Annotated in this window: 27 protein-coding genes; 12 read left to right on the forward strand and 15 right to left on the reverse strand. The window is 40.8% G+C overall.

Annotated elements, in window-relative coordinates:
* The first annotated feature begins 68 nt into the window (after positions 1–68).
* The 6 genes from AC59JO_RS09735 (at position 69) to AC59JO_RS09760 (ending at position 8945) form a co-directional block, all read left to right on the forward strand.
* On the forward strand, positions 69–1442 hold the full coding sequence (locus tag AC59JO_RS09735; protein ID WP_413667667.1) for a radical SAM protein: 1374 nt from the start codon (positions 69–71) through the stop codon (positions 1440–1442).
* A 25-nt stretch (positions 1443–1467) separates the two neighbouring features.
* Entirely contained in the window at positions 1468–2439 is a 972-nt protein-coding gene (locus tag AC59JO_RS09740; RefSeq protein WP_497304991.1) for a hypothetical protein, read from the forward strand.
* Positions 2440–2517: 78 nt separating this feature from the next.
* A complete protein-coding gene (locus AC59JO_RS09745; protein WP_413667665.1) occupies positions 2518–4704 on the forward strand; it encodes a peptidase domain-containing ABC transporter in 2187 nt (728 codons plus the stop codon).
* Between the two features lie 17 nt (positions 4705–4721).
* Positions 4722–6263: a DUF6734 family protein gene (locus AC59JO_RS09750; protein ID WP_413667664.1), complete on the forward strand. Its 1542-nt coding sequence runs from the start codon at positions 4722–4724 to the stop codon at positions 6261–6263.
* A 21-nt stretch (positions 6264–6284) separates the two neighbouring features.
* Entirely contained in the window at positions 6285–8693 is a 2409-nt protein-coding gene (locus AC59JO_RS09755; RefSeq protein WP_497304993.1) for an outer membrane beta-barrel family protein, read from the forward strand.
* Between the two features lie 21 nt (positions 8694–8714).
* Positions 8715–8945 (forward strand): hypothetical protein, encoded by a 231-nt coding sequence (locus AC59JO_RS09760; protein ID WP_413667662.1) that lies wholly within the window; start codon positions 8715–8717, stop codon positions 8943–8945.
* A gap of 98 nt (positions 8946–9043) precedes the next feature.
* Here the strand turns inward: AC59JO_RS09760 and AC59JO_RS09765 are convergent, their stop codons facing one another.
* The 4 genes from AC59JO_RS09765 to AC59JO_RS09780 form a co-directional block, all read right to left on the reverse strand.
* Positions 9044–9580 (reverse strand): hypothetical protein, encoded by a 537-nt coding sequence (locus AC59JO_RS09765; protein ID WP_497304995.1) that lies wholly within the window; start codon positions 9578–9580, stop codon positions 9044–9046.
* Positions 9581–9918: 338 nt separating this feature from the next.
* Positions 9919–11352: a DEAD/DEAH box helicase gene (locus tag AC59JO_RS09770; RefSeq protein ID WP_497304997.1), complete on the reverse strand. Its 1434-nt coding sequence runs from the start codon at positions 11350–11352 to the stop codon at positions 9919–9921.
* A complete protein-coding gene (locus tag AC59JO_RS09775; protein WP_497305047.1) occupies positions 11333–11893 on the reverse strand; it encodes a DEAD/DEAH box helicase in 561 nt (186 codons plus the stop codon). Before AC59JO_RS09775 ends, AC59JO_RS09770 begins: the two co-directional genes overlap by 20 nt.
* Positions 11894–11896: 3 nt before the next feature.
* Entirely contained in the window at positions 11897–12907 is a 1011-nt protein-coding gene (locus AC59JO_RS09780) for a TOTE conflict system archaeo-eukaryotic primase domain-containing protein (RefSeq protein ID WP_497304999.1), read from the reverse strand.
* A gap of 85 nt (positions 12908–12992) precedes the next feature.
* On the opposite strand from AC59JO_RS09780, the gene AC59JO_RS09785 reads away from it, so the two are divergent.
* Positions 12993–13685 (forward strand): PDDEXK nuclease domain-containing protein, encoded by a 693-nt coding sequence (locus AC59JO_RS09785; RefSeq protein WP_497305001.1) that lies wholly within the window; start codon positions 12993–12995, stop codon positions 13683–13685.
* Positions 13669–13989 (forward strand): PDDEXK nuclease domain-containing protein, encoded by a 321-nt coding sequence (locus AC59JO_RS09790; RefSeq protein ID WP_497305003.1) that lies wholly within the window; start codon positions 13669–13671, stop codon positions 13987–13989. The genes AC59JO_RS09785 and AC59JO_RS09790 overlap by 17 nt, the downstream gene beginning before the upstream one ends.
* A gap of 60 nt (positions 13990–14049) precedes the next feature.
* Here the strand turns inward: AC59JO_RS09790 and AC59JO_RS09795 are convergent, their stop codons facing one another.
* From AC59JO_RS09795 to AC59JO_RS09810, 4 genes are all read right to left on the reverse strand, one after another.
* Positions 14050–14601, reverse strand: a complete 552-nt coding sequence (locus AC59JO_RS09795) for a DUF6155 family protein (RefSeq protein WP_497305005.1) — start codon at positions 14599–14601, stop codon at positions 14050–14052.
* A gap of 500 nt (positions 14602–15101) precedes the next feature.
* On the reverse strand, positions 15102–15860 hold the full coding sequence (locus AC59JO_RS09800; protein ID WP_497305007.1) for an SDR family NAD(P)-dependent oxidoreductase: 759 nt from the start codon (positions 15858–15860) through the stop codon (positions 15102–15104).
* Positions 15861–15872: 12 nt separating this feature from the next.
* Positions 15873–16502 (reverse strand): NADPH-dependent F420 reductase, encoded by a 630-nt coding sequence (locus AC59JO_RS09805; protein ID WP_497305009.1) that lies wholly within the window; start codon positions 16500–16502, stop codon positions 15873–15875.
* Positions 16503–16517: 15 nt separating this feature from the next.
* Positions 16518–17270 (reverse strand): SDR family NAD(P)-dependent oxidoreductase, encoded by a 753-nt coding sequence (locus tag AC59JO_RS09810; protein ID WP_497305011.1) that lies wholly within the window; start codon positions 17268–17270, stop codon positions 16518–16520.
* A 107-nt stretch (positions 17271–17377) separates the two neighbouring features.
* On the opposite strand from AC59JO_RS09810, the gene AC59JO_RS09815 reads away from it, so the two are divergent.
* Positions 17378–17740 (forward strand): winged helix-turn-helix transcriptional regulator, encoded by a 363-nt coding sequence (locus tag AC59JO_RS09815; RefSeq protein ID WP_497305013.1) that lies wholly within the window; start codon positions 17378–17380, stop codon positions 17738–17740.
* Between the two features lie 566 nt (positions 17741–18306).
* Here the strand turns inward: AC59JO_RS09815 and AC59JO_RS09820 are convergent.
* The 3 genes from AC59JO_RS09820 to AC59JO_RS09830 form a co-directional block, all read right to left on the reverse strand.
* Positions 18307–18531: a putative phage abortive infection protein gene (locus AC59JO_RS09820; protein WP_497305015.1), complete on the reverse strand. Its 225-nt coding sequence runs from the start codon at positions 18529–18531 to the stop codon at positions 18307–18309.
* A gap of 339 nt (positions 18532–18870) precedes the next feature.
* Positions 18871–19317 (reverse strand): cold-shock protein, encoded by a 447-nt coding sequence (locus tag AC59JO_RS09825; RefSeq protein ID WP_497305017.1) that lies wholly within the window; start codon positions 19315–19317, stop codon positions 18871–18873.
* Positions 19318–19402: 85 nt separating this feature from the next.
* Complete coding sequence (locus tag AC59JO_RS09830) at positions 19403–19597, reverse strand: cold-shock protein (RefSeq protein ID WP_497305019.1); 195 nt, start codon at positions 19595–19597, stop codon at positions 19403–19405.
* A gap of 593 nt (positions 19598–20190) precedes the next feature.
* Here AC59JO_RS09830 and AC59JO_RS09835 point away from each other — a divergent pair.
* Entirely contained in the window at positions 20191–21204 is a 1014-nt protein-coding gene (locus AC59JO_RS09835; protein WP_497305021.1) for a fatty acid desaturase, read from the forward strand.
* Complete coding sequence (locus AC59JO_RS09840; RefSeq protein WP_497305023.1) at positions 21201–22058, forward strand: sigma-70 family RNA polymerase sigma factor; 858 nt, start codon at positions 21201–21203, stop codon at positions 22056–22058. Before AC59JO_RS09835 ends, AC59JO_RS09840 begins: the two co-directional genes overlap by 4 nt.
* A 10-nt stretch (positions 22059–22068) precedes the next feature.
* Here AC59JO_RS09840 and AC59JO_RS09845 read toward each other — a convergent pair whose 3' ends face one another.
* The 3 genes from AC59JO_RS09845 to AC59JO_RS09855 are packed head-to-tail and all read right to left on the reverse strand — an operon-like array spanning position 22069 to position 23082.
* The gene (locus AC59JO_RS09845) at positions 22069–22254 is read right to left on the reverse strand and encodes a DUF3606 domain-containing protein (protein WP_497305025.1); all 186 of its coding nucleotides are present in this window, start codon (positions 22252–22254) and stop codon (positions 22069–22071) included.
* A 15-nt stretch (positions 22255–22269) separates the two neighbouring features.
* Positions 22270–22662: a hypothetical protein gene (locus tag AC59JO_RS09850; protein WP_497305027.1), complete on the reverse strand. Its 393-nt coding sequence runs from the start codon at positions 22660–22662 to the stop codon at positions 22270–22272.
* Positions 22663–22689: 27 nt separating this feature from the next.
* A complete protein-coding gene (locus AC59JO_RS09855) occupies positions 22690–23082 on the reverse strand; it encodes a response regulator (RefSeq protein WP_497305029.1) in 393 nt (130 codons plus the stop codon).
* Positions 23083–23249: 167 nt separating this feature from the next.
* Between AC59JO_RS09855 and AC59JO_RS09860 the strand changes: the two genes are divergently transcribed.
* The gene (locus AC59JO_RS09860; RefSeq protein WP_497305031.1) at positions 23250–23384 is read left to right on the forward strand and encodes a hypothetical protein; all 135 of its coding nucleotides are present in this window, start codon (positions 23250–23252) and stop codon (positions 23382–23384) included.
* Between the two features lie 898 nt (positions 23385–24282).
* On the opposite strand, the gene AC59JO_RS09865 is transcribed toward AC59JO_RS09860, so the two are convergent.
* Complete coding sequence (locus tag AC59JO_RS09865) at positions 24283–24525, reverse strand: hypothetical protein (protein ID WP_497305033.1); 243 nt, start codon at positions 24523–24525, stop codon at positions 24283–24285.
* Positions 24526–24649 lie beyond the last annotated feature (124 nt).

The following is a 24649-nucleotide window of genomic DNA, read 5'->3' on the forward strand; positions in this document are numbered from 1 at the left end:
GGACCGGCTCCGGTAAAGCCGAGAAATAACAGTACTAAACAAGTCACAAAAATTTAAAAGCAACAACCATGGAATTTAAATTATCCAAATACGTACACATCAGCAAGGATGAAGACGTGTTGCCCGATGCATTTTATTTGTACGCCACACGTACAGGTGCGGCAATTGAACTGGAAACAAAGTATCACGATGATATTTTACAGGAAAACTGGAGAGCACTGCCATTAAAGGTAATTGATACGCTGATGCTTGCCGAAGCTATTGTACCTACCGAGCAAAATGAACTGGATTACGTGCTAACCTCCAATAAAGAGAACATCAAGGATAACGACAAAAAGTTTTTATCATTCACCATTCAGCCAACGGCCAATTGTCAGTTAGGATGTCATTACTGCGGACAGCAGCACGTAAAGAAAGTTGCATCTACCGAGACCAATGATGCCATCTACAACCGGATCATCGGCAAGGTACTGGCCATACAGGATACTCTGCAAACGCTGTCTGTAAGCTGGTATGGAGGCGAACCATTAACGGGCCTGAGTTCAATAGAACAGCTTTCAAAGCAGCTGATCAACTATTGCAACAACAATAATATTTATTACAGCGCATCTATCGTTACCAACGCTCTTGCATTAAAAATGTCAACTTTTAAAACGCTTGTAAGCAAATACAAGATCACCAGCTACCAGATCACTATTGACGGTACTGCCGAGTTTCATGATCAGCGCCGGATGTTAAAAACCGGGGCACCATCATTTGACATCATCTTTAACAATGTAAAAGAAATTGTGCACTCTGAGTTTTTCAGGGAGAATAAGGCTGATATAAATATCAGGTGTAATGTTGATGCCCAGAACAAGGACAACATCATGACTCTGCTTGAAATGATGCACGAACACGGAATTTTAGATAAAGTTGGCTTTAACACTGCACCTATACATGATTGGGGCGACAATGGCGCGTCGCAAATAAATGGTATATCTAAAGACGACTACGCACAGTTCGAGATAGACGTTTTACTAAAACTCCATAGCTATGGCCTACTGCGTCGGGGAAGGCTTATTCCTTTAAGAAACTACAATGTGTGTATGGTTGCTAATTCTCAAAGCGAGGTTTATGACGCCTACGGCAATGTGTCAACATGCTGGGAGGTTCCTTATACCCCTGTTTATGATAATACGGAATATTATGCAGGTAATCTTCATACCAATCCAAATGTCGACTCGACCAAGGTTATCATGCGCGATTGGTTTAACGAAATACCTACCAACGATACCTGGTGTAAAGGGTGCAAATTCCTTCCTGTTTGTGGTGGTGGTTGTCCAAAACATTGGAACAGCGGTACGGCAGCCTGCCCAAGCTTCAAAAAGAATATTGACGAACGTCTGTTCCTGAGCAAGTTTGTAAGCCTTGATAGTGCACAAGCAACTGTATTGAACTAATCATTAACCTTTAATCTTTTTTGACATGAATTTTCTTGACTACTTCAGCTCAGCAAGCGCCTTAAAGGACACGACTCAGCAACAATTAAAGAGTTACCACATTTTTATCGAATTGTTAACCCAATTTGAAAAAGAGCTTTCAAGTTCTGAATATATGGAGCTCTATTATTTTTATACCCTGTGCGAAAAATGCTTAACCTTTAGCAGACGTAATGAAATAAATTCGGCTTACGCCACATTCAAAACCCTTTCGGCCATTAACCGCAGTACCTTCTCGCCCAATGTGGTAAATGCAGTTGAAGCAAATTATTATTCATGCCTCGCTTACCTGGAATATGTTGAAAAACGTTACGAAAGCGCCATTAACTGCATGGAGGAGGCCTTAAAATTCACTGTTATTCAAAAAGACAAGATGGCCAAATTTGTACCCAGCATTTATGAATTGAATGTTAATATTTTGCGTGTTTTTATCAAAACACATGACACGGAAAAAACCATCGAACTTTTATCGGCAGTTTTGAATAGTGTTATTTACGATATCAATAACAACGCCTATCTCGATCCTTCGTTGAGCGGCCTGTTGCACGCAGAAAAAACAAAGTGGGCCCATCATATCGTTAACAATTCTATCCATGCCTTGTGGCGAAAGTTTGGAGACGAAAGCATAGAGGCTGATGCCATTTACCAGTCGGTATTACAAAACGTATTTCAACCTGAAAATCAGGCCAAAACCACGCTCAACGCCCTGGTTCGGGTATTAAACCTCAATCATCAGTATTTCAATGGCGAAAAAGACATTTTTAATTCCCTAAATGAATCTGACTTTGATGCTATCAGAAACAGTCCGTTTTACCTGAAACGATTGGTGTTAAATAATTACCTGAATTACACTAACGGGCTTGATGAAAATATTGAAGAGCATACAAATTTCACACATTTCGCCGGCATACTAGCTGAACATGGCCTTACTTATAACAAGAAGCCCGTTTATTCCTGATCAACTGCCGGTAACTGATAACAATTGCCCGGTTACCGGCTGAAAGCAACAAAAGATCAATATTTTAATAAATTTCATATGTCGTTTCCACATTATTCACAGTTAGAATATAGCGATTGCGGAGCCACTTGTCTTAAGATCATTTTAAAATATTACGACAAAAAATCGTCTCTTGCACAGCTTCGGGACTTATGCGAAACAACCAGGGCAGGCGTATCCGTTGGCGACCTTGTTAACGCTGCTAATAAACTGCGTTTTGATACGGTCTCTCTATTATGCACAAGCCAATGGTTGATAGAAAACGCGGTTCTGCCTTGTATTATTCATTGGAAACAGGATCATTTTGTTGTTTTATATAAAATTACCGATAAGCATTTTTACATATCAGATCCTGCATTTGGTAAAATCAGGCTAAAGCATGACGTTTTTGTAAACTGGTGGAAAGAAGATGCCGAAAAAGGTATTGCCCTGTTCCTTGAACCCAAAGCCGACTTTGACGAACTTCAGTTAGTATCCTCAACCTTTAAGGAACGCGTTGGCCGGAGTTTTTCCTACTTTAAAGATGCTATTAAAGATCAACACCGGCTTATCAGCGCCCTGTTGCTTATCATTGTGTTTAGCTCAGCCATTATTTATGTGTTTCCCAAAACCATGCAAACGGTAATAGATAAGGGGATCCAGCATAAAAATATTGGCATCTTGTGGTCGGTTCTGGGCTTTCAGCTGGCATTAATATTCGGCCAAAACCTTTTTAACTGGATCCAGGGCTGGGTACGTGTAAAATTCAGTATGAGGATCAGCGTGAAAATGATCACCCAGCTATTACTTAAGGTGATCAAATTACCTGTTCGCTTTTTTGACAGCCGGGTACCAACAGATATTTTTCAGCGCATTGAAGATCAAAAAAACGTAGAGCTCTTTATCTCTGAGCAGCTTATCCAAACCATCGTATCAATAGTATTAACTATAGTACTAACCGTACGCTTGTTTGGTTATAATACTGATATCGGTTACATCTTTTCCATTTTAAGCGTTATATCCGTTTCATGGGTGTTCCTGTTTTACAGGCTTCGGCGACAACTTGATTACACTAACTTCCGGCTCAATTCTGAAAATCACAATCTCGTAAATGAAATTATTCATGGCATGGTGGATGTGAAGGTGAACAATGCCCAGGATAAAAAAATATCACAGTGGAAACGCTTGCAAACCAAAATCTTTGTACTTAAAAACCGTGTACTGCAGCTGGGGGTATACCAAAATATTGGCGTGCAACTTTTAACGCAGCTTAAAAATGTGCTTATTACTTTTTTATGCGCCTACCTTGTTATCAAAGGGCAACTGAGTATAGGCACTATGCTTAGCATTGGTTATATAACAGGACTACTCTCCAACCCCATCGATTCGCTCGCCAACTTCTCGCGTACCATCCAGGACGCTCAGCTATCGTTAACCCGCCTTGATGAAATTATGCAGCGCAGAAACGAGGTTATGGAGGATGCCGGTTACCTGGATATTGAGCCGAAACAAAAGATTGAGTTAAAGAATGTAAGCTTTAAATATGAAGGAAGCAGCCAGCCCTACGTACTCTCAGATATCAATATTGAGATCCCCATAGGTAAGGTAACGGCTATAGTTGGAAGCAGCGGAAGTGGTAAATCTACCATATTCAAGTTACTTCTCAATTTCTACACGCCGCAAAAAGGCAGCATCCTTATGGACGATACCAACTTTGAATTAATGAACCCCGAAAAGTGGCGTGAACAATGCGGCATAGTGCTTCAGGACGGATACATTTTTAGCGGCACCATAGCCGATAATATAGCCGTTGGCGATACGCAACCGGATATGGATAAATTAATAAATGCAGCCCGGATAGCCTGCCTTATTGGTTTTATCGAAAAGCTCCCCCTACAGTTTAACACTAAAATAGGTAATACAGGTATGGGGCTGAGCGGCGGGCAGAAACAACGCCTGCTGATAGCTCGTGCTATTTACAAAAATCCAAAATACTTATTCCTTGACGAAGCAACCAGTTCACTTGATTCAAATAATGAACGGCAGATTATGCAAAACCTTGACGAGTTTTTTAAAGGCCGTACTGTAGTGATCATAGCACACAGGTTAAGTACAGTAAAAAATGCCGATCAGATTATCGTGCTTGAAAACGGCCGGCTCGAAGAAACAGGTCATCACCGGGAGCTTACCCAGGTACGGGGCAAATATTTTCAGCTTGTTAAAAATCAATTAGAATTAGGGAATTAATCCAACAGATAATAAACATGAAGCACATTCAATCCTACTGGAGTTTACCCTGTATTAAAACATACGAAAACGACTATAGCCGCTTTCGCGGCGGCTGGGTAACCGAAAAACACCATGCTATAAGCTGTGCCATGAGCTTAATGCTGCTGCAAAAGTACAACGCAGGTACACCTGTAACCTTATATACAGATAATCAGGGTTTCGACTGGCTGATCAATAAACTTTCCCTTCCTTATGATGATGTAAAGGTTGAGCTTGACTGTATTAACCATATCGATCCGATGCTGTGGTCAATGGGTAAAATATATACTTACAGCCGACAAACTGAACCTTTTTTGCACATAGATAACGACGTATTTATGTGGGAACGATTTAACAGCGAGCTGCTGGCCAAACCACTTATTTTCCAAAACTTTGAGGTAAACCATGGTATTTATCAGCAATTGCATGAAGAAGCAATAAGCAAAAACTTTGTAATCCCCTGTCAGTTTACCGATGCCATGAATAAGAATACCGAACTTACAGCCATTAATGCCGGTATTATAGGCGGTTACGATATTGATTTCTATAAAAACTATTGTGCTTTAGCTTTTGAATTTGTAAAACAAAATGAACATAACATTCTCAATTCAGATCTGAAGGGCGCATATAACCTGTACTTTGAACAACTCTTTTATGCCAAGTTGCTGTTTATGAAATATGGGGACGCGCAAACTGCTGCTGGCACGCTGTTAAGCGAAAATGCAGGCCATATGTATAACCTTACTTCTTTTGGACTGGTACCCCAGGTTCAAAAATATATCCACATGATTGGTCAGGCCAAATCCCATATCAAACTGGCACTACATATGGAAGAACGCTTTTCATTTGAGTTTCCGCGTTTTTACAAGCACATCAGCAATATTTACAAAAATCAGAAAATTTACAGCGCTACTCCTTCCATCCCGACCGACTGGCAGGCCAGCAGTGCGGACAGCAGGTTTGGTTATTGCGAAAGCTACATCAGAAAGCTAAACCACCATATAAAAGATGTTAATGAAGATGTTATAGAAGCACTTTTGGAAGAGAACTTTGATAAAAACGAATATCATAAGCTGTGGGACCTTTACCAGATAGAATGGGCCGTAAAAAACCTTAAGCCGGCAACTGCCTACTGCAACAGCCTCACTTACCTGTACGAATATGACATCAATAATTTCCTTGATCTTGAGTTCAAAATAAATGAAGACTCGTGCCAGATCATACATCTTTATCATGACTGGCCGCACGAATTAACAATCAAAAATATAGGGGCTATGATAGATGATAAAGCCCCGAGCGAAGGTAATTTATCCCCGTACCTCATTTGCCGCGAAAACAACCGGTTTAAACTCATCCTTTTAAAAAACTGGTTTATGGTGTTTGATTTAATTAAAGATCAGGGACTTAAAGGAAAAGAAATAATTAAAATCATGAGCAATCATGATCAGATAAAAATAGAAGTCGGCTCCATAAATGATGGTCTTTATCATTTTTTATCGAGCCAGGCATTCGTATACAACAGGCTTTTGGTAGCCTGATGCAAACATAACCCAAATCATATGATCATAACTAATACCCCACTATTCCGAAAAATATACATCTCTCTCTTTTTCATGCTTTTCTGTACCGCTTCTTATGCTCAGTTAAGTATAAAGGGTTTTATAAAAGATAGTACAGCCGTATCCATTCCCGGTTGCTCGGTTAAATTGACTTCGGCCACGAATCAAGGCTTTGTACAAACAGCTTTAAGTGACAAAGATGGGTCCTTTACTATTAATCACTTGCAAAAGGGCATTTATAGCATGACCATAACCAATGTGGCTTATAATACCCTGTCAATAAAAATCAACCTGGCAAATGATACCACCATCAAGGTAAAATTAACAGACCGTATCAACACCCTGTCTAACGTAACAATAGCAGGTAACAAGCGGCTGCTTGAACGCAGACGCGACAGGTTTATTTTCAATGTTTCCAATTCGCCATTTACACTTGGGAACAATGTTTTTGAAGTGCTGAGGCAAACACCCATGGTGCAATTAACAGACCAGGGTGCATTAAACATACTCGGCAACCCGCAAAATGCAACTGTTTTCATTAACAGGAAAAAGTTCCCGCTTACTGGTGAAGACCTGGCCAATTTCTTAAAAAATATGCCTGCAGATAATATCCTGCAGATAGAAATTCTCAGTGTTCCGCCACCTTATTATGATGTTAACGGCCCTGTTATCGATATCGTCCTAAAACATCTTGATATAAATGGCGTGAGGGGTTCAACATCCCTTGCCTATGAACGGGCCAGTGTAAACCGGGGTGTTTTATCAAACAGTCTTGATATCAATTCTAACCGATATAACCAAACCATTTCTATCGGGCTTAATGATGGAGACTATTTCAAAACCATCGACAAAACTACCGATTTTCGTGGTGCGCAGCCATCAACGGTAACATCTGACGTAAATACCCATGCCAACCGTAAAGGAATAAACATCTATACCGATCTCCGGTATAGTTTAACACCGGTTTTAACTATTGGAACACAACTGATAACCAACAACTCCAAAACCAATAGTAATGGTGATGGCGCCGAAATTATTGAACCTGCTGCAATCAATTCAGACTATCAGCAAGTTGACCATGTAAAAAACAACCTGCTGTCAAACAATGCGTTCCTGAAATACAATTCGGAAAAGAAACAAACTTATTTTGAGTTAAGCACAGACTACTTAAAAGCCGATATGGACCAGGACAACCGCTTTACCAGTAATCTTCCGGGCGGCAATTACCAAAATATATCGCCACAGCATATACGCAACTATGCTGTTAAAACAGATTTTTCAAAACCTGTTTTCGCAAAGGTTTTGTTAACAAGCGGCCTCAGGTATAGTAACTCAACCATAAATACTCCTTACCAGGCCTTTGACCTGTCAAATAATGAAGTTAAACCTCTCGACGAGTTTTCGGCCGACTTTCATTATAGCGAGAACATCTATTCAGGATATTCAACTTTAGAGCGGGATTTTGGCAAAAAATGGTCAGCAAAGATTGGCCTGCAGGTTGAGCACAGTCATATCCATACCGAAACACAATCGGCCACTTTGCAAACCAATAAACAGGATTACACTTTCATTTTTCCATTAGGCTATCTCAATTACAGCCCTAATGATAACAATTCATTTTCACTAACCTCAAAAATAAACAACAGTCGCCCGGGGTACAGCTATCTTAACCCCGCAAGACGATTGATAGGCAGCAGGACCATCACCGAAGGCAATCCATATCTAAACCCATCAAACGGCGGTATAGTAGAATTGATGTACAGTTTAAAACAAACCTATTACTGGGGGCTTACCTATACCCAAAACAATCGCCTGTTTAGCCAAATCAACCAGGTTATTAACCAGGACACTTTATTAATTAAATGGCAAAACTGGGGAAATCAAAAACAATATAACTTTTGGTTTTTCACACAACGAAACATGTTCAAAAATCACTGGACCGCTTCAATAAATACAAACCTTGGCTATTATCAACGAAGCTATAACACAAGTATTACTAAATCAACTGCTTCAAGCAGTAACGTGCAATTATTTGCTTCCTTAAATAATTCATTTAGCAAAATCGGCTCTAAAAACCTTAGCCTTTATTGCAATGTAAGCTTTAACACACCTGGCAGATACGGATTATGGAGAGATAATACCAGCAGTTACCGCGTAGACCTGGGAGCAGGCTATAACATTCCTAAAAGCAATTTCAGGCTCTCGCTTGCGGTAAACGATTTACTGAAATATAACGACCGGCATGTGTACAACATTAATGAAACCGACGATCAGTACACCAGGGTAATAACCAATAGCGATGCCCGGAGCATACGCCTTACGGTTAGTAAAACCTTTGGCAACCTGAAGGTAAAACGCATCGATAAGCGAAACACCAGTAACGAAGATGAAAAACAACGAATAAAATAATCTCTTTAAAATCCTAAAACCATGAAATCAAAATCTCTTAAATCATTATTTCAAAACACCTTAAGTAAGGCTGCAACAGCCCCGCAAAGCCAGGTAACCATACTAAATGGCGAAGTCATGGATCTGCTTTACGGAGGGGTACGTAGCGTTAATGAATGTGCAACCCATTCAGGATCATGCTCTGAGCTTACCGCCTGTGGCACCTATAATTCATGCAATGATAAATGTGCAATTAACAACCTTGCAGCCTGAAATAAAAGCATCTTTTAAACCCTGCAATACCTCGTGAAAACAGCAAAAGGCTGTTCCGCTTTCCGGAACAGCCTTTGTTATTTTCTAACCGGGTACCACTATAGTTTGTTATTATTGAGGATACCGGTTATTGTTGTTTCAATTTCTTTATTCGATACAATCTTATATTGTGCTGAATTGAAATTCAATATCCCGTCAACAACGGAGCCATTTTTATCATAACGCTTTCCGGTTATTTCAATAGCTCTGTTGGCCGATATAACCCCATCAAATTTGCAGGGGAAATTTCGCTGTTTTCCTGTGCTTATGTTTGTGACTGCAAAATAGCTGGATGAAGGATCGATATGAAGGATTATGGAATAAAGAACTTTTTTGTCCTTTTCAACCGTGAAAGAATCTGTTTTAAATGTGGTTGCAGCTTTTAAAACATCATCCATACCGGGCTTTTTTGACAGGTACATTGCGCTTCTGTCGTTATTGATATTGCCATCAAGAGGTATATAATAGTCCCTCACTAAAAAACCGGCGTTTTCAAAACTTAGTTTTTCATATGAATTAACCGGGAGATGATTCCCGGTTTGTGCAAAAAGGCCTAATGGCAATGCAGTGATAAAAATGGCAGATAATATTTTCATAGGTGTATTTTTTATTTTAGACGAATAATCCGGGCAATTGGTTGCAAAGAAAGGATGATTTTCTTTGCAAGTATCTAACGCTTAAATATCCGTCACAAACTTTGCCGACTAATCCTGCCTGATCCAAAAATATTACTAAAATGATATGTAAGAAAAAAGAAAGAAAGGCTGTAAGCTATTAGCTTACAGCCTTCTACATCTATCAGATGTACTCTTGTCCCTTATACATACGAACCGATTTAGAGATCATTTGAAACGCGTGGCGCGGATGAATTGGGGTTTAAAGAGTAAGGGGACAGGATATATTGATAAATAACGCATTAACTATTGCTGCTTTTTTAGAATAGTTTTTCTTCCAATAAGTCTTTCCATGTAATTAAACCTTTAGCGTGATCCGAATAATCATGTACGATGCGGCTAAAATGCTCAGGATTAGTTTCAAGATATTGCTGTCGCCCTTTTGTCCTTATTTGGCCGAGCAAACCGTCTATTCGCTTTATACTCCGTTCAAGTTCGTAAATAGATTTTTCAATGTGCCATATATAGGTTGCTTCTTCAGTGTCTAATGTTTCCCACACCAAGTGATATTGATTATTGCCGGAAAGTAGAAACACAAATGAAAATGGCTCCAATACAAAGCGGAGCTTTAATATAGATCTTTCATGTTTCTGGGAAAGATACCGGATATGGCTATGGTGTTTATACTGTTTAAGTGCCAGTATATTTTCCAGTAAATCATCTTCGTTGGTATAAATTAATTGCTCACTGTCGCCTTGCACTTGCCCGGCATCCAATATATTTTCTTCGCTGGCCCGGACACCTTTTATGATCTCTTTATTTAAAAAACGAAACTTTACACTTTCAATAACCTCGTGGTTTATTTTATCAAGGTCGTTTGAGGTCGCTGATTTAAAGACTAGTCTGTTATGTTGGAACGTAGCCCGGATGCTGACTAACACAGTTGTACTTTTTAGAAATCGAATAAAGTACGGCTTGAGAACGGCGAACTCTGGTCTGACATTTAAATTCTCTATTTCAAACTCAACTTCTTTATTATTAAAGTCAGCAATGACATGCTTAAAAGCAATACTACCAAATCTAAATTCTAATTGTTCGATCGTCACCTCGATTTTCTCGTTTATTTGACTACTTACTATTTCGCTTTCATCTATTGGATTTGTTAGGCCGCTTTTATCAAGTTCTTTATAGTACAGGTTTCTTTTCTGAAATAGTCTTTCCAGATAGCTTATCTTGTGGTCTCGATAATCATAGATAACGGGTGATACTTCTGATCGTTGTACTCTGCCAATATATTGAATGAGTTTACCCTCAAAAGCGAATGGGTAGACCAAAAACAAACACGATATATTTTGAATATCAGTTCCTTCTCCAAAATACTGGCCCGTTGTGATCAGCATCTGAAAATCACCTTTATTTATGGCCGCCCACTTCGATTTTTTACTTAAGTCGGAATCTTCGCCACTCAATGCAATAGTGTCGTATTGTTGTTTTAAATATTGTTGAAGCGAACCAATATGATCCTTTCGCTCTGTTATTATAACAGCTTTTTTACCTAAGTTCAACTGCGACACTACATCATTCAAAATAAGTTGGTTCCGCGCTGAATCATGTATCAAGATCTTAAAAAGGGTTTCAAACTTATCTGTCTTAATGTTGAATGGAACAAACAAGTCGGTATCTCTGACAATGATTCGACTACCAATTTGGTTTTGTACTTCAGGTGCTTTCACCTCATGGATGATCTCGCCCAAATAAATAAATAAATATTAGTTTACAATCGTTATATTTTCTGAATGGTGTGGCAGTCAACCCGTACATGTAATAACTATTTAGTTTTCCGATAACCCGCTGAAAGGTTTCCGCTGGAATATGGTGGCACTCATCAATAATAACAGTACCAAAAGCGTTGTTCAATTTCGGAGATTCTGCTGTATCCAGCGCTTTTTCCATACTTTGAATCATGGCGACTGTGATGTGTTTGCCTATTTTATTTTTCCCCTGTCCAATACAGCCTATATCTTTTTTCGGGATACCCAAGAACGACTCTATACGCTCTATCCATTGATCGGCCAACTGCTTACGATGAACTAAAATGAGCGCCGGTTGCTGTTTGTATTTTATGATAGCTAAACTCAATACAGTTTTACCGGAGCCGGGTGGAGCAACAATAACTCCAAAATCCTTTTTAGTAGCTGCTTGTTGCGCGAATATTTGATACTCCCGTAGTGTTATAGAGCCTTTGAATATGATCGTTTCTGCCTTTTTCCGTTGATCTTCAAGGATATATTCAATTTGCTATTCTTTGCAAAATCGTAATAATCGGCCGATAAAACCTCTGGGAATAGAGATCGATTCTGATGTTTCGTTAAGTATTTTAAAATAGCGCTTTATACCAAATGTATTTTTGTTAATGTTCTTTTTTACCTGGTATTCAGTATTGGCAAAGTTTAACTCATCCTTTAAAAAAGCTATAAGTGCTACAGGTAATCCTGCCCTGCCAATGTGAATTTCATTACGTAATACAATTGACAACTTTCCTGTAATGGGTTTCTCCTTTTGAAACAGCCCTGTAGAAATTTCATCCTGATCGGTTTGATCTTTATAGATAGAATTCAGTTGGCTTATTGCGATCCTATTGATCGTTTTTAAAAATGCCCACTGGTCGTCAAATGGTTGTAAGGTTACAGGATCGATAAAACAGCCATTACCATTATTTAAACCTGTTTTATTTAAAGGCAAAGCAATCAGGTTACCTAATCCTTTTTTCGAGTGATAATCTTGATTGGGGAAAAGCCGGTCGAAACTCGAGTTTTTATCGAAAACAGAAATAATCCCCGACTTCTGCAATAGCGACAGCATTATCTTTCTACTTCTAAAGGCTTCATACGGTTCTTCAAAAAATATCCATACGTGACCGCCTTTGCCGGAACGCGAACGTTCTAAGTAGGCAGGTATATCATATTCTTCACAGATCTTAATAAATATCCTGCATTCCTCTATCCAATCCGCTTCATCAAAATCTGCAGCAATAAACCAGGATCTATTATCCTGCAACAAAGGGTATAAACCAACAGTCTGGTCACCTCTAAGGTGTTTAATTAAATGATCGTCTGTTAATGGCTGATATGTTTTATCGGCAAAGGTTTGAAAAGTACCACCTTTCATTTGGTGTAGCTTATACCGATGCGGGTCAAAGCTGTAAGCTGGCATATAACTGCTTTTGCCAGCTTTTTCCCACCTTAGTGCAAATACATCTTCTCTACCTTTGAATAAGGACTTGTATAAACTCAATCGGTTATCTTTCATCAAAGGTGGATGTTTAGTAATATTCAAATTTAGGTAAACCGTCCGTATTTTGTAAATTTGACAATTACCTATAATCCAAATTACTATGCTTATCAATAAATCGGTCATTGCTGACATCCAAGCTATAATTCTTCAGGCTAAGGATAAAGCGATCCGGCTGGTTGACCATGAACGTACATTAATGTATTGGCAAATTGGGCAGCGCATCTTTGAAGAAGAACAGCAAGGAAAAGACCGGGCTGACTATGGCAACTACTTAACTAAATTTATTGCAGACCAATTAGAACCGGAATATGGTAGCGGTTTCTCTAAACGCCAAATAGAATTATTTCGGCAATTTTATAGGACATTCCCAATTGCGAATACAGTGTATTCGCAATTGAGCTGGAGCCAGTATAAAGTTATTATCAGGCTTGATAGTCAAGATAAGCGCGACTTTTATGTAGCTGAAACAATTAAGAATAATTGGACGGTACGCCAATTAGAACGTCAAATCCATAGTAGCCTATGGGAAAGGCTATTGATGAGCAATGATAAAGATAGTGTATTAGCTGTTGCTCGGGACGAAAGAAAACCGTCTGATGCCAAAGAGATCATTAAAGACCCTATGTATCTTGAATTTTTAGGATTACACCGTGAGGCTTCTTACTATGAAAAAGACCTGGAACAAGCCATTATTACACACTTGCATGATTTCTTGTTGGAAATGGGTAACGGCTTCGCTTTTGTTGCAAGGCAAAAGCGATTACATATCGAGGGAGATGAGTTTTTTTATTGATCTTGTTTTTTACAACCGCCTCCTACAATGCTTCGTAATTATAGAGATCAAGACCTCAAAATTCACTCACCAAGACATTGGTCAACTACAGATGTACGTCAACTATTATGACAGGTACGAAAAGAAAGACTTTGAAAATCCAACCATAGGTATCTTACTATGTGCTGAAAAGAACAACGCTGTTGTTAAAATATCCTTGCCTGAAAATAATAAGACCATTTTTGCAAGTGAATATAAATTGTACCTGCCTACTGAGGAACAGCTAATAGCAGAAGTTAAAAAAGAGATAGATAGTAGAAATTAAGAAAGATATGAATATCACTTTCAACTTAGGGTAAGTGCTTGATAATTTATCAGGTGTTATTTATTCGTCATCATAAAATTGGTAATAAATATCAATTAAGCAATCGTGAAAACCCCATCCTATGTTAATAGTATTATCTATAATCTTACTTGCTCTATCATAAAACGTATCCAATAAAGCCTCACTCTTCATAAATTTCAAAGCTGCGAGATAAGTAGACTCCATACTTGAATAAAAAGGCTCGTTAATGTCTCCAAAGTCATTAGTAAATTGTACACCAGTTTCCACATAAAAGAGCATTATGTCTGCAATCCATTGCGAAGAAGTTCCTAATTTTTTGAAATCAGCTATAGCCTGTTTGCCATCTTTAAGGTTATAATTAAAACCTCGTTTTGGATAAAATGCTTCATAAACCTTATTGCGGTATTTGTTGAATAACTCATTTTCATTCGGAGTTGCATAGAAATCAAGAAATTCTTTAACAGATTTGTTTTTTGTGTATAAATCCGAAATAAGGTTAATGAGTTTGTCTTTGTCAAGCCTTCTTAGTTCCTTTTTTACATCGCTTAGTCCAATATCTATTCGAGTAATGACATCGTTATAAAAGTACAAATAGCTCCATATACAAAAAAACCGTAAGCTAAACATACGTTCAACTTACGGTAAGTGATTTGTACTCAAACCCGTTGTCTACACGAACCAATTTATAGATGACCTTAAACGGTTTGTGGCTCTATTTGATGATTAAGGCCGATTTTGGAAGACCTAACCCGTTTTAGGTCGAACCTGAAAACATTGTTCAATCTGATGACGAGTTTTAGCAACGGAGAAAAGGTAATTTTAGTGGTTTAATGTTTTTTCTACAGGTTCGAGCCCATTAGGGTGCACCCAACTGTGCGCTTCTCGAACCATTTTTTTGATGATTTGAGGAATTATCGTCAATTGCTATTTGTTAATATAGGTCTTTTGAAGTAACAAAAAATCCCTGTTCTGGAAGAAACAGGGATTGAAAGGAACTTATACTTGGAAACATTTCTTTTAGTGCGTAGTTGGTGAAACCACCGTCAATCAATTATTCGGTCCATCGTCTTTCATTTTGGGGCGTTATGAATTTAAAAACCATACATACCACCCGAAACGGAAATCAGCTCACCAGTGATCCAGGCTGCATCATCGGATGCCAGAAAAACGGCTGCTTTCGCGATATCTGCGGGCTGGCCCCTACGGCCCAGCGGTGTTTTTTCGACAAACATCCTTTCATACTCGCTGCCGGCGGTGACGCCTGCATTGGCGGCACCTTCCGTATCTGTAGCGCCCGGTAAAATAGAATTGATCCGAACATTTTTTGCGCCCAGTTCTTTCGACAAAGCAATGGTAAAGGCATCCAATGCGGCTTTAGTTGAAGAGTATAATGACGCATTCGGCAGCGGATACTTACTCGCGCCGGAACTGATATTGATAATGTTTCCGCCCTTGTCGCCAAAAAGTTTCAACGCAGCCTGGATAGTCAGTATAGGCCCTAAAACATTGACATTGAAACTTTGGTGAAATGCCTCCACCGAAATCTGTTCGATAGGTGCGTATCCTTGAGCTACCGCGTTATTTACTATAACGTCCAGTGCGCCGAAAGCCTTCCTGGTTTCTTCAAATAACCTGGTTACATCGGCTTCATTCGAAACATCGGCCTGAACTGCGATGGCTGTGCCGCCGTTATCCGTGATCTCCTTAACTACTTTATCTGCGCCTTCTTTGCTGGTCGCATAATTCACCACTACTTTTGCGCCGGCTGCAGCAAAATGTTTGGCGATCGCTGCGCCTATTCCTTTTGATGCACCAGTAACTACCGCTACTTTGTTTTCTAATTTATTCATTGTTTCTATTATTTAAGATTTAAACTTAATCAGGTCCTGGAAGATCAACCGTCCCCAATTATTTCCTTGTGCCTGTACCAGCAGGCCGCCTTCCGACAGCCCGCCAAGTTGGACTGGCGCGAAGCCGAGATCTTCTGCAAGCGCACTAATCTCTCCTGCTGACCCTTCATCGTCGCTCGCGAGGAATACGACTCTCCTGCCACCATGTACGGCCGGATCCTGCCCAAGGATTGCAGCTCCCAAATGGTTAAAGCCCTTAACCAGTTTGCCACCGGCGAAGGCCTGCGCAACGAATTTGGCAGACGGCAACCCTCCGAGTTTTTCCGGGGGCACGCCGTAGGCATTGGTCACATCAACGATGGTCTTCCTCTGCCAGTTGGGCAGCGCCTTAGCGACATCCGGGTGGGATTCAAAACGCACCGCTAAAAAGATAACGTCCGCCTTGACGGCTTCCGCCAATGTTGTGGGAATGATCTCCGGGCCGATCGCGGCCGCATCGGAGGCAAAGCTTTCCGGGTCACGCGTGGTGGCAACGGATACTTCGATGCCTTTACGGGCGAACGCCTTTCCCAGGGCCTTGCCGATCTTGCCAAAGCCGATAATCGCGTAGCTTTTTGCAACGTTGTTTTCTGAATTATTCATTTTGAAGTTTTTAAATTATTTTGATAAATAGGTCATGCCGCCATCCACAAGGAGTTCTGCACCCAACATAAACGAAGAATCATCAGAAGCCAGGAAAACCGCTGTTTTACCAATGTCAGCAGGTTGCCCGATCCTGCCGATCGGCATTTGATCAGCAAAGTGTTTTTTTACCGCTTCCATTTGTTCTGCGGGAACAAACTTGTCAAATGCCGGTGTATCTGTGGTGCCTGGTGTGATCACATTAGCCCTGATCTTTCTATTTAAAAGGTCGCTTGAAAACCCTTTCGCTAAATAGATCACCGCCGCTTTTGCAGCTCCGTACAGCGTAAAATCCGCATAGGCCCGGTGTGCCGCATTAGACCCGATCAAAATGATCGAACCACCGTCATTCATATAGGGCAGTGCTTTCTGAACCGTGAAGTAAACACTTTTCAGGTTCAGGTCAATGGCCTTGTCAAACGCATCTTCATCAAAAGTTGCCACAGTTCCTACCGCTCCAACACCCGCATTGGCAACAATGACGTCTATCTTGCCAAACTTTTCAGCGGTATCCTTAAATACCCTGTCCAGGTCGGCCAGGTTGGTCACATCGGCGTTGATGGCGATAAAATCATCCCCCAGTTTCGCCACAGCGCTATCCAAAGTTTCCTGATTTCTGCCGACGATAACTCCCTTTGCACCTTCATTTTTGAATTCCAAGGCGATGCCCAATCCAATGCCGCTATTACCGCCCGTGATTACGGTAACTTTATTTGTTAATCTGCTCATTTTTAATTTGATATTATATTTGTTTCGCAAAGTTACTATCATTAGTTTATATTTGTAACTAATATAGGTTATTCTGGTTACTGCCAGGTAACTACAAATTTGAGAATATGAGAGACGAGAGATTTTGCGCTTCAAATTGCCCCTTTACCAGGGCGATCGGCACTATTGGTAATAAATGGAAGCCGATTATCATCAATGTGATTGGCACCCGTACCGTTCGTTTTGGTCAGTTGGATTCCATTATACCGCTCATTTCAAGGAAAGTACTGACCGAACAACTTAAAGAGTTGGAAGAAGACGGACTATTGGAAAGATTGGCATATAAAGAACTACCGCCCAGGGTAGAATATAAGTTGTCTGAAAAAGGCTTAGCTTTTTTGCCAATTCTAGAAAGTATAAAAGAATGGAATTGCAAATATGAGGTAGCTTTAACACCCAAAGAGACTGATAGAGTAACTTATTCCCAATAGTGTACCATCGAAAGTTGGCAATGAACGGTAAATGGAAAATATCCATCATATGATCTCTTTGCTGTTAAACGACGTTTTTAAGATATGCAACCCAGTTGTGCTCGAACCAAAAAGTGCGTCAATTTCCTTTAAGCGCAGGCTGCAAAAATGGGTAAATAGAAAAACGGCCTTTACGTACCGTAAAGACCGTTTTGTGCGCCCTAATGGGCTCGAACCAATTTATTAAGGATTTAAATCTATTACCATGATTATCAATTAACGAACATTGAATTAATGCTGCTTTTAAGATTTGTAATTCCCAATTTACTCTGACCAAAAATGGCCCATATTGGCTTTAACCGAAAATTAACGACTAATAAATACATGGCGTTTGCAATTTTGCAAAGACCGTTCTCTACGCCGTATTGGTCGCAATTATTACAATGATGCTTATCTTCTATCGATTTCAAACATTTTTCCTGCCCGATGTACCACTAGCTTGTTTCTTAAAAAGTCCACCTTGGCATTAATGTAATCGTCGTCGAATAACGCGTCGTGCCAAAGATTATGAATCATTTTGTAATCTGTCAGAAAAGAATGCTTATTATTTCCCAATCGCCGCCATAGCCACTTAGCCAATTATAAAACAAAAGTATTTGCTCTTGGTTCGATAACTGCGCCCTTAAGATAGTCAGGTATCTCATACGTTCAGCATAATCCGAGATCACCTTACTGTTAGCGACCGATTTGACCGTTAAATAAAGATGTCTAAAATAATGGCCCAAGCAGGAAGCGTGACCCGAAAAGGGCATTAGTATTGATTGGTGCACCAGACGGGTAATTTCACATCATTTTTTAATGTTTAGTCTATAATCCTGATTATTTAAGGGGATGAAATCAAAATGCCAAAATTTCAACGATATAGACAGCGAATGGGTTAGCCATCGGTAGATTGCTAATTGTTTTGCTGGGAAATAAGGAGTAAAAGGTCGGGAATAAATTGGAGCAACCACTCATATGTTGGAAGCTCACCTAAATTTGTTACTGAATTTGAAACCGGATCAGGCTCAATACCGTGATGTGTACTCAGCAGAAGTCCGCATAAATATCAGTTGATTCTACGAGATGCTCGCCCTCGTAAACCGACCTTACTAACGCCTTTTCACCTGAACAGCGGTTAACCCTTTAGGGCTTTTAGCGGTGGTGTACTGCACCCGGTCATTTTCCTTAGCTGGATAAGTGAGTTCGTTGAAGTGGAAAAACACATTTTGATGAGTGTGCTCTTCCCGGATAAACCCGAAGCCTTTAGCGGTGTTGAAAAAGCTGATAATGCCCTTGTTTGTTTCTTCCGGATCGTGCTGCTTTTTCGGTGTAGAGATCAGGATCGCAGATGCGTCTGCCCCGGTAAAGGCAACCCCGTTAGGCGGTGTTGCGTTGAGGTCGCCATTTTCGTCGGGATAGGCCATCATTTCCTCGAGGGTTTTGCCCTTGTCCGAATTGGCTTTTCGCTCTTGGGCGCGGTCTTTTTTATCCCGCTGCTTTTTTAGTCGCTTTTTCTCTTTTTCTTTTTTATTGAACGTTTCGTTGGATTTTGCCATAGTTATGAAGTAGATGGAAGGGATATAAAAACAAAACACCTGCCTCTTTTAAAGGCAGGTGTCATCGTAAATATTATAGTGATAATTAAATTAATTTTACGTTCACTGCGTTTAGACCTTTCTTACCGTTTTCTACGTCAAAACTAACTTGATCATTTTCGCGGATCTGATCGATAAGACCTGTCGAGTGTACAAAAACATCAGTTCTTGTATCACTTTGTGAAATAAATCCGAAACCCTTCGAGTCGTTGAAAAATTTCACTGTTCCTTCTTTTTGCATTTAAATTGTTTATGTAAGTTCGCAAGGTAGGCTTTACTATTGGCAATAATTTAACTTTTGATAAAAAAATTAAAAATAAATTTAAATTATTGTTTTCAAGGGTTAATATGCCATTTTAAACGTATATTTAAAAAATACGCACCCGAGCGATCCTCTTAGGCATTACCCTTAACTGATTCAGGTAATTTTTAAGTTAAATTCCGAGTCAGGCAATATGAATGAATAACATTGTAAGATCTGCAAGTAATACAGTCGTATCCAGGCGGTCGCTGGAAATCCAGGTAAACCTTTTTTTGTTTGATCTGAAGAACGAGGCGAAGGAACACGGGTTCAAGCCGGATGAATCATGGACAGTGGAACTGGTCACCGATCAGGAAATGGCGTGGCTCAAAAGGATACACCATCCGATCGTATCGCTTCGTTTACATTCCCCAGGCCTACTCAGCGCTTACAAGGACATCAAGAACAAATTAAGGCAGTCTCTTTCCTCTGCTGATTCCGCTTTGACCGATACAAGCCTCATCAGTGATCAAAAGCGTCAATTGGCCGCTTACCCCGACAGGCATACCCGTTAGTAATTTAATTTTCAAGCAATGGCTTTTTTAGATCAGGTGCTTCAACCGCCTACATATGGTTGGCAGGATGCCCGTGGGGAGTTAACGCGCCCCGGCAAACGTGCTATATTACGAGAATTCCTCTGCAGGCTGAATGTATTTCGGAACCGAAAAAACTGGCTTGCTTTTATAAGCTGGTTAAAGGTACTTTGCCTGCTTCCATTCTTTTTACTTTTTGTGTTCCATTTTTTCAGCTGGTGGATGCTGCTGGCCGCATTTGTTTATGGAATGATCATTATGGGCACCCATGGCACGGTCTGGCACCACCGCTATTGCACCCATGGCGCCTACCGGTTCAGCAATGCTTTCTGGCGCTTTATCACAAGGCAGCTGACGCTCAATATCATACCTGAAGAGATCTATGTGATCTCTCACCACGTACATCACGCCAAATCAGACCAGCCCGGCGACCCTTACAATGCCCAGGGTGGTTTTTGGTACTGCTTTCTGGCCGATGTTAATCATCAGCCAATCGCCCGGGATCTCAGTGAAGATGATTATAATCGCGTTACACGCTTAATGGCGCATACCGGTATACTGGGTAATTCTTACCGGCAATACCAGTTTTGGGGATCATATGCCCGACCGCTGGCTACACTCGCTACCTGGGTAATTAACTGGTCGTTCTGGTACGCCATCTTTTACCTTGCCGGCGGGCACGCCCTGGCCTGCTCTTTGTTTGCTTCGGCCGGTGTCTGGGCTGTTGGGGTACGTACTTTTAACTATGATGGTCATGGCAACGGGCACGACAAGCAACGGGAAGGCATCGACTATAACCGGTCTGATCTTTCGGTCAACCAGTTATGGCCGGGACTGGTAGCCGGGGAATGGCATAATAATCATCACCTTTATCCCAAAAGCGCCCGCAGCGGTTTTAAAGCATATCAACTGGACATGGCCTGGCTATATATCCGGCTGCTATATCGTTTAGGTGCTGTAAGCCATTACCGGGATGATAAGCAAAACTTCGTTAATAAATACCTGAACCAATGAGGCAGCTGAAGATCACACCGGCCATTACCAACCGCGACAGCAGGGCACTGGAGCAATATCTTAACGATATCGGTAAGATCGATATGGTGACGGCAGATGAAGAAGTGACACTCACCCGGCTGATCCGCAACGGCGACCAGGCGGCATTGCATAAACTGACCAGAGCTAACCTGCGCTTTGTCGTATCGGTATCCAAAAAATTTCAAAACCGTGGGCTCTCACTCAACGATCTGATCAATGAGGGAAATCTCGGCCTAATAAAAGCGGCGCACAAGTTTGACGAAACGAAGGGTTTTAAGTTCATATCCTATGCGGTATGGTGGATACGCCAGGGCATTATGCAGGCTATCGCGGAGCAATCCAGGGTAGTGCGTTTGCCTGCTAACCAGATCGGTGCGTTAAGCCGTCTTCATCGTCAGGCTTCGCAACTGGAGCAGGAGTTTGAGCGCGAGCCCTCCGTTGAAGAATTAGCGGCCGCCATGGAGCAGTCGGCGGAAAGCATCGCTGATCTCATCAGCAAATCCCGGCGATCCTTATCGTTGGATGCCAAAATCAATGATGAGAGTGAAAGTTCCTTGATAGATCTGCTGGCAGCTGACGGCAAAGCGACCGACGACCTTTTAATACATGATTCGTTATCGATTGCCATGAACGGCGTTTTAAAGCATCTGCCGGAGCGCGAACGGGACATTCTCATTCTGTTTTTCGGTATCGGACAGGCACAGCCTTACACCCTTGAAGAGATCGGTAGCCGGTACCAGCTAACCCGTGAACGGGTACGCCAGATAAAAGATAAAGCGCTTCAGCATTTACGGCATTATGCGCTCAGGAATGATATGTTCAGGTATATGTAAAAATTTGTTGTTAACCAGCTCCTGGCCGGTTAAGCTGTTTCCTGACATCATCCACCGCGGCTCCCGCCGCTATTACAGCTGCCTTGAGCCTGGTCGTTGTGACATTTAATTCGCGGCTCCACATCTCCAATGCGTACTCATCATCAATATCGATAGAGCGGTCATCTGGCGTTCTCGTTTTGAATCTTCTGTTCATCCTTATCAGATTTTTTTACTTCATGTTCATGCTGTTCCGGAATTTACTGATTTGCGCGTCAAGCAAATTGATATTCAGGTCTTCGTAATGATCCCGCCGGTACTGGATGAGCCTTTTGATCCCCTGTTCTACATCGGTGATCATTTGACTTATATAAACCAGCGCACCGGCCTTGGCTTTTTCCATGGCCTGTGCTTTATCTAAATAACCGTAAAACATCAGTTCATCAGGTGGCAGGGCATAATAGAACTGGTGAGTGCCGGCCGTTCCATCCGCAGTTTGCTCGATAGGCAGGCCACGTTTAAACTTAACGCGAGTGCAGGGTTTGAAATCATTGGACCTTACTTCAGTAACAGCGGTATCATGTTTGTAAACTCGGTAAAAGCACATAAAGGAACGGTTTTTCATGTTTGGGTTTGATTTTTGAGTGAGAACTTAGGCTACAGCGCGATTGGCCAGGCCGCTGACCCGGGCCAGGAAATCTGTGAGATCAAAAGGTTTGGCTAAATAGTCATCTGCCATACATTGTTTTTCGCGCCAGGTTCCCCATCCGTGTGTAGCGGAAACGATCGTCACGGGCATTTGTCTTGTGGCCGGTGCTGACTTGAGTGCTTTGCAGATGTCGCGACCGTCCATATCCCCGAGCATTACATCCAGCAGGAGGATATCTGGCAAAGTGCGTTGAACGGTCGCTATGACCTCCTTTCCTGAGCCGAGGGATGAAACCTCGTAACCTTCCGCTTCTAAGATAGCGACTATGACCTCGCGGATATCATGGTCATCTTCTACTACAAGAACACTTTTCGGAACAACTAACATACGGCGCATCTGCAAATAATATAAGGGGGGACAAGTCAGTGCCTTAATTGTTTTACATGCGCAGTTTATTTTTAACTTTTATTAAAAAACATTAAAGTAAAGGTTAAAATTCGATTTATTTTTTTACCTTACACAAATGCGTCCGGAAGTTCCGCCGTTAACTAAATTCAAGTAATATGAGCAAAGACAGAGGCGCAAAGAACGTCAAAAAAGCACCCAGCCCTGCGGGTAAAAAAGCGGTTTCAGATTATCAGGCCGGCAAAAACACCACTTCCAGGGAGGACCAGGGTGCGGGCGGTAAAAAGAAATAATGAGCCTGGACTGATACCCCATGTATTTATTATTTAAAAAATTCCATTTTCTTCCAGATGGGTTCCGGTTATGAAGTCAGTGCACTATTTTGCTATGGAAGACAACCATTCATTACAGTAGACTCTATGGCACCTACGACGTTCTATTTTTGGTTCACGCTGCCCGCCATCGAGATGTTTTCAAAATTATTGATCTGGAAGTTGCGGTTAATACGTATCCTGGGTAATAACAACGCTAATTGGGGGGACGTGAAACATCCTCATGGTGTTCACGCTTCCTCAATAAATCATAAAATTGCTATTATATACCGAATTAACCGCATGCATAGAACCCAATAGTTAATTCCGGAATCCCCGGAGAGAAGGAGCAAAATTTTCCTCATAAAAAAAGTTGCCAACAAAGTTGGCAACTTGCCTAAAATAGTACTCAAACCCGTCATCCACACGAACCAATTCTTAGATGACCTTAAAAGGTTTGCCGCTCTCTTTGATGTTTAAGACCGATTTCAGAACATCTAACCCGTTTTGGGTCGAACCATTTTATCAATGATTTAAAACTATTAACCCCATCATAACGGTTAGATTCTCGATTTGTTAAAGTCATTTATTCTGCAATAAAATGCTTTTAACATGTTAAAGCAATACTTTGAGGCGAAGTAATCCGTCAACACACCGGAGTTGGGCATTCCAACTTGCTTGACCGTGATATTCCGCACCGCATTAGACCAACGAATTGTGTTTATGAATTTTAATTTTTAATATCGAACCAGCGAGTTATAATGTTCAACGTGTAACGGAACACTCCATGCTCTTTTTCGGAATGCGTTGATCAATGGCTCCGAAATATTGGCACAACTGATATTTTTTTTATTATGATAGATGTTTATTTTGGAGAAATCTATTGCAGACTAAATTTGATATGCGCAAGATAAGGCAACAACTTGTCTGTTGTATCAAACGCTTTAACCTGTAAAACTTTATTGGTATGGGCGTCATAAAAAACCTCTCCGTAAAAACTTTTTAATCCATACAATCGTACGATCAGCCCATTTTCTTCGCGGTCAGCTAAAAATGTGCCACTCCAGATTACCTCTTCCTGATCGTGTTTATTCAGCCTGTTAAATTCATCCAAAGTCAGCATAGTAGGTTTATAAAACAAGTTCAAGATTTAATACAGTAGAAATAATTTTAAAATGATTCGCCGATATTCAATATAACCGCGCTGTAGCCTTTACTGAAAGCGTAATCAATACCGATATTGGTAT

The organism is Mucilaginibacter sp. A5337 (assembly GCF_059690695.1).

Bases quoted from the DNA above. Each gene is read 5' to 3' on its own strand.
- AC59JO_RS09825 (WP_497305017.1), bottom strand. From the start codon at position 19,317: ATGGCAAAATCCAACGAAACGTTCAATAAAAAAGAAAAAGAGAAAAAG.
- AC59JO_RS09800 (WP_497305007.1), bottom strand. From the start codon at position 15,860: ATGAATAAATTAGAAAACAAAGTAGCGGTAGTTACTGGTGCATCAAAA.
- AC59JO_RS09755 (WP_497304993.1), top strand. From the start codon at position 6,285: ATGATCATAACTAATACCCCACTATTCCGAAAAATATACATCTCTCTC.
- AC59JO_RS09760 (WP_413667662.1), top strand. From the start codon at position 8,715: ATGAAATCAAAATCTCTTAAATCATTATTTCAAAACACCTTAAGTAAG.
- AC59JO_RS09810 (WP_497305011.1), bottom strand. From the start codon at position 17,270: ATGAGCAGATTAACAAATAAAGTTACCGTAATCACGGGCGGTAATAGC.
- AC59JO_RS09815 (WP_497305013.1), top strand. From the start codon at position 17,378: ATGAGAGACGAGAGATTTTGCGCTTCAAATTGCCCCTTTACCAGGGCG.
- AC59JO_RS09845 (WP_497305025.1), bottom strand. From the start codon at position 22,254: ATGAACAGAAGATTCAAAACGAGAACGCCAGATGACCGCTCTATCGAT.
- AC59JO_RS09805 (WP_497305009.1), bottom strand. From the start codon at position 16,502: ATGAATAATTCAGAAAACAACGTTGCAAAAAGCTACGCGATTATCGGC.
- AC59JO_RS09830 (WP_497305019.1), bottom strand. From the start codon at position 19,597: ATGCAAAAAGAAGGAACAGTGAAATTTTTCAACGACTCGAAGGGTTTC.
- AC59JO_RS09745 (WP_413667665.1), top strand. From the start codon at position 2,518: ATGTCGTTTCCACATTATTCACAGTTAGAATATAGCGATTGCGGAGCC.
- AC59JO_RS09750 (WP_413667664.1), top strand. From the start codon at position 4,722: ATGAAGCACATTCAATCCTACTGGAGTTTACCCTGTATTAAAACATAC.
- AC59JO_RS09780 (WP_497304999.1), bottom strand. From the start codon at position 12,907: ATGAAAGATAACCGATTGAGTTTATACAAGTCCTTATTCAAAGGTAGA.
- AC59JO_RS09860 (WP_497305031.1), top strand. From the start codon at position 23,250: ATGAGCAAAGACAGAGGCGCAAAGAACGTCAAAAAAGCACCCAGCCCT.
- AC59JO_RS09820 (WP_497305015.1), bottom strand. From the start codon at position 18,531: ATGCCCTTTTCGGGTCACGCTTCCTGCTTGGGCCATTATTTTAGACAT.
- AC59JO_RS09840 (WP_497305023.1), top strand. From the start codon at position 21,201: ATGAGGCAGCTGAAGATCACACCGGCCATTACCAACCGCGACAGCAGG.
- AC59JO_RS09850 (WP_497305027.1), bottom strand. From the start codon at position 22,662: ATGAAAAACCGTTCCTTTATGTGCTTTTACCGAGTTTACAAACATGAT.
- AC59JO_RS09740 (WP_497304991.1), top strand. From the start codon at position 1,468: ATGAATTTTCTTGACTACTTCAGCTCAGCAAGCGCCTTAAAGGACACG.
- AC59JO_RS09855 (WP_497305029.1), bottom strand. From the start codon at position 23,082: ATGCGCCGTATGTTAGTTGTTCCGAAAAGTGTTCTTGTAGTAGAAGAT.
- AC59JO_RS09865 (WP_497305033.1), bottom strand. From the start codon at position 24,525: ATGCTGACTTTGGATGAATTTAACAGGCTGAATAAACACGATCAGGAA.
- AC59JO_RS09835 (WP_497305021.1), top strand. From the start codon at position 20,191: ATGGCTTTTTTAGATCAGGTGCTTCAACCGCCTACATATGGTTGGCAG.
- AC59JO_RS09765 (WP_497304995.1), bottom strand. From the start codon at position 9,580: ATGAAAATATTATCTGCCATTTTTATCACTGCATTGCCATTAGGCCTT.
- AC59JO_RS09785 (WP_497305001.1), top strand. From the start codon at position 12,993: ATGCTTATCAATAAATCGGTCATTGCTGACATCCAAGCTATAATTCTT.
- AC59JO_RS09735 (WP_413667667.1), top strand. From the start codon at position 69: ATGGAATTTAAATTATCCAAATACGTACACATCAGCAAGGATGAAGAC.
- AC59JO_RS09790 (WP_497305003.1), top strand. From the start codon at position 13,669: ATGAGTTTTTTTATTGATCTTGTTTTTTACAACCGCCTCCTACAATGC.